This is a genomic window from Variovorax sp. P1_H12_2 (assembly GCF_056405335.1).
This window is the reverse complement of record NZ_JBFUCI010000499.1, coordinates 1-4,196: the sequence shown is the minus strand read 5'-3', so window position 1 is coordinate 4,196 and position 4,196 is coordinate 1. Positions and strand designations below refer to the sequence as shown.

Sequence of the window (4,196 nt, the reverse complement as noted above, 5' to 3'; positions counted from 1 at the left end):
GGACCAAGGCGGCGGCCAAGTCGGCCCCCGGCGGCAACCTGGACGCCCTGAACTGGGTCACGCCGGACGGCATCACGGTCAAGCCGCTCTATACGGCGGCCGACCTGCAGGGGCTCAAGTACACCGATACCTTGCCCGGCTTCGAGCCCTACCTGCGCGGCCCGCAGGCCACGATGTACGCGGTACGGCCGTGGACCATCCGCCAGTACGCGGGCTTCTCGACCGCCGAGGAATCGAATGCCTTCTACCGCAAGGCGCTGGCGGCCGGCGGCCAGGGCGTCAGCGTGGCCTTCGACCTCGCCACCCACCGCGGCTACGACAGCGACCATCCGCGCGTCACCGGCGACGTCGGCAAGGCCGGCGTGGCGATCGACTCGGTCGAGGACATGAAGATCCTGTTCGACCAGATCCCGCTCGACAAGGTCAGCGTCTCGATGACCATGAACGGCGCGGTGCTGCCGGTGCTGGCGGGCTACGTGGTCGCGGCGGAAGAGCAGGGCGTGGCGCAGGACCAGCTCAGCGGAACCATCCAGAACGACATCCTCAAGGAGTTCATGGTCMGCAACACCTACATCTTCCCGCCGGCGCCGAGCATGCGGATCATCGGCGACATCATCGAGTACACGGCGCAGAATATGCCCAAGTTCAACTCGATCTCGATCAGCGGCTATCACATGCAGGAAGCCGGCGCCAACCAGGCGCTCGAACTCGCGTTCACGCTGGCCGACGGCAAGGAATACGTCAAGACCGCGCTGGCCAAGGGCCTCGACGTCGACGGCTTCGCGGGGCGGCTCAGTTTCTTCTGGGCCATCGGCATGAACTTCTACCTCGAAGTCGCCAAGATGCGCGCCGCGCGCCTGCTGTGGTGCCGGATCATGAAGGAGTTCGAGCCGAAGAACCCCAAGAGCCTGATGCTGCGCACCCATTGCCAGACCTCGGGCTGGTCGCTGACCGAGCAGGACCCGTACAACAACGTCGTGCGCACCACGATCGAGGCGATGGCCGCGGTGTTCGGCGGCACCCAGAGCCTGCACACCAACGCGCTCGACGAGGCCATCGCACTGCCGACCGAATTCAGCTCGCGCATCGCGCGCAACACGCAGCTCATCATCCAGGAAGAGACCCACATCACGAGCGTCATCGACCCCTGGGCCGGCAGCTACATGATGGAGAAGCTCACGCAGGACATGGCCGATGCGGCCTGGACCATCATCGAGGAGGTCGAGGCGATGGGCGGCATGACCCGCGCCGTCGACAGCGGCTGGGCCAAGCTCAAGATCGAGGCCGCCGCGGCCGACAAGCAGGCGCGCATCGACTCAGGCAAGGATGTGATCGTGGGCGTCAACAAGTACAAGCTCAAGTCCGAGGACGCGATCGACAGCCTGTCGATCGACAACATGAAGGTGCGCGACGGCCAGGTCGCCAAGCTCAAGGCGATCCGCGAGAAGCGCGACAGCGCCGCCGTCCAGGCCGCGCTCGACGCGCTGACCGCGGCAGCGGAAAGCGGCGAGGGCAACCTGCTCGACCTCAGCATCCAGGCGGTGCGCCTGCGCGCCACGGTCGGCGAGATCAGCGATGCGCTCGAGAAGATCTATGGCCGCCACCGCGCCGACACGCAGAAGGTTACCGGTGTCTACGCCGCGGCCTACGACTCGGCCGAAGGCTGGGAGGCGCTGCAGCACGAGATCGCCGCTTTCGCGGAGGCGCAGGGCCGGCGGCCGCGCGTGATGATCTCCAAGCTGGGCCAGGACGGCCACGACCGCGGCGCCAAGGTGGTCGCGACCGCCTTTGCCGACCTCGGTTTCGACGTCGACATGGGCCCGCTGTTCCAGACCCCCGAGGAATGCGCCCGCCAGGCGATCGAGAACGACGTCCATGCGGTGGGCGTCAGCACGCTGGCCGCCGGCCACAAGACGCTGGTGCCGGCGATCATCGAGGAACTGAAGAAGCAGGGCGCCGACGACATCATCGTCTTCGTGGGCGGCGTGATCCCGCGCCAGGACTACGATTTCCTCTACGACGCCGGCGTCAAGGGCATCTACGGACCGGGCACCCCGATCCCGGCGAGCGCCAAGGACGTGCTCGAGCAGATTCGCGCGGCAGTTGCGGCCTGAAGATGCCGCCCGCCAAGGCACCGGTCACGGTGGAAGCGCTGCTGGCGGCCGAGGGGCCGCTGCAGCGCCGCGCGATCGCCAAGGCGATCACGCTGCTCGAATCGACCCGCGCCGACCACCGCGCGCAGGCCGATGCGCTGCTCACGGCCCTGTTGCCGCATACCGGCAAGTCCTTTCGCCTCGGCATCTCGGGCGTGCCCGGGGTCGGCAAGTCGACCTTCATCGAGACCCTGGGGCTCTACCTGATCGATCAGGGCCACCGCGTCGCCGTGCTCACCATCGATCCGTCGTCCACCGTCTCGGGCGGCTCCATCCTCGGCGACAAGACGCGCATGGAGCGGCTCTCGATGGATGAGCGCGCCTACATCCGGCCCAGCCCCTCGAGCGGCACGCTGGGCGGCGTGGCCGAGAAGACACGCGAGGCGATGCTGGTCTGCGAGGCCGCCGGCTACGACATCGTGATCGTCGAGACGGTCGGCGTCGGCCAGAGCGAGACCGCGGTCTCGGGCATGACCGACATGTTCGTGCTGCTGCAGTTGCCCAATGCCGGCGACGACCTGCAGGCGATCAAGAAGGGCGTGATGGAACTGGCCGACCTGGTGGTGATCAACAAGGCCGACATCGACCGCGACGCGGCGACGCGCGCGCAGGCCCAGATCACCTCCGCGCTGCGGCTGTTCGGCCATCACGGCAATCCGGCGCACGCGCAAGTCATGCATGCGGCCCACGCCACGCCGGGCACACCCGAAGCCGAAGTGCGCTTCTGGTTGCCCAAGGTGATCCAGCTCAGCGCGCTGCTGGGCACCGGCGTCGATGGCTTCTGGGCCGCGGTGCTGGAGTTCAAGGCGCTGCAGGCGGCCAACGGCCGCTTCGGCACGCGGCGCGAGAAGCAGGCGCTGGCGTGGATGTGGGAGCGCGTGGATGCCGGTCTCAAGCAGGCCTTCCGCCAGCATCCGCAGGTACGCGAGTTGCTGCCRCAGACCGTGGCCCAGGTGGCGGCCGGGACGCTGCCCGCATCGACCGCGGCGCGCCAACTGCTCGCCGCGCAGGCCGGACAGGCCGGACAGGCGTAGCCTGCGGCAGTCCCTTCCAAAAAGATCAACTCTTACGACGGAACGTCATGAAAGAAATCCTCGAACAACTCGAAAAACGCCGCGCCCAGGCGCGCCTCGGCGGCGGCCAGAAGCGCATCGACGCCCAGCATGCCAAGGGCAAGCTGACCGCGCGCGAGCGCATCGAACTCCTGCTCGACGACAACACCTTCGAGGAATGGGACATGTTCGTCGAGCACCGCTCGAGCGACTTCGGCATGGCCGACAACAAGATCCCGGGCGATGGCGTGGTCACGGGCTACGGCATGATCAACGGCCGCCTGGTCTTCATCTTCAGCCAGGACTTCACGGTCTTCGGCGGCGCCCTCAGCGAGGCCCACGCCGAGAAGATCTGCAAGGTGATGGACCAGGCCATGAAGGTCGGCGCGCCGGTCATCGGCCTCAACGATTCGGGCGGCGCCCGCATCCAGGAGGGCGTGGCCTCGCTGGGCGGCTATGCCGACGTATTCCAGCGCAACGTGATGGCCTCGGGCGTGGTGCCGCAGATCAGCATGATCATGGGCCCGTGCGCGGGCGGCGCGGTGTATTCGCCGGCCATGACCGACTTCATCTTCATGGTGAAGGACAGCAGCTACATGTTCGTCACCGGCCCCGAGGTCGTGAAGACGGTGACGCACGAGGACGTGACGGCCGAGGAACTCGGCGGCGCCTCGACCCACACCACCAAGAGCGGCGTGGCCGACATGGCCTTCGAGAACGACGTCGAGGCGCTGATGATGCTGCGCCGGCTCTACAACTACCTGCCGCTCAACAACCGCGAGAAGCCGCCGGTGCGCCCGAGCGGCGACCCGGCCGAGCGCGCCGACCTGTCGCTCGACACCCTGGTGCCCGACAACCCCAACAAGCCCTACGACATGAAGGAGCTGATCACGAAGGTGGTCGACGACGGCGACTTCTTCGAGTTGCAGCCCGACTACGCGAAGAACATCGTGATCGGCTTCGCGCGCATGGAAGGCCAGAGCGTGGGCAT

Annotated in this window: 3 protein-coding genes; all 3 read left to right on the top strand. The window is 67.3% G+C overall.

Annotated features, from left to right (window positions below; genetic code table 11):
• On the top strand, positions 1-2,114 hold a 2,114-nt coding region (scpA, locus tag AC1D2K_RS31005; RefSeq protein WP_478093807.1), incomplete at its 5' end, for a methylmalonyl-CoA mutase.
• 2 nt (positions 2,115-2,116) lie between these two features.
• The gene (meaB, locus tag AC1D2K_RS31000) at positions 2,117-3,187 is read left to right on the top strand and encodes a methylmalonyl Co-A mutase-associated GTPase MeaB (RefSeq protein ID WP_478093805.1); all 1,071 of its coding nucleotides are present in this window, start codon (positions 2,117-2,119) and stop codon (positions 3,185-3,187) included.
• 47 nt (positions 3,188-3,234) lie between these two features.
• A partial coding sequence (locus tag AC1D2K_RS30995; RefSeq protein WP_478093803.1) for an acyl-CoA carboxylase subunit beta occupies positions 3,235-4,196 on the top strand: 962 nt, incomplete at its 3' end.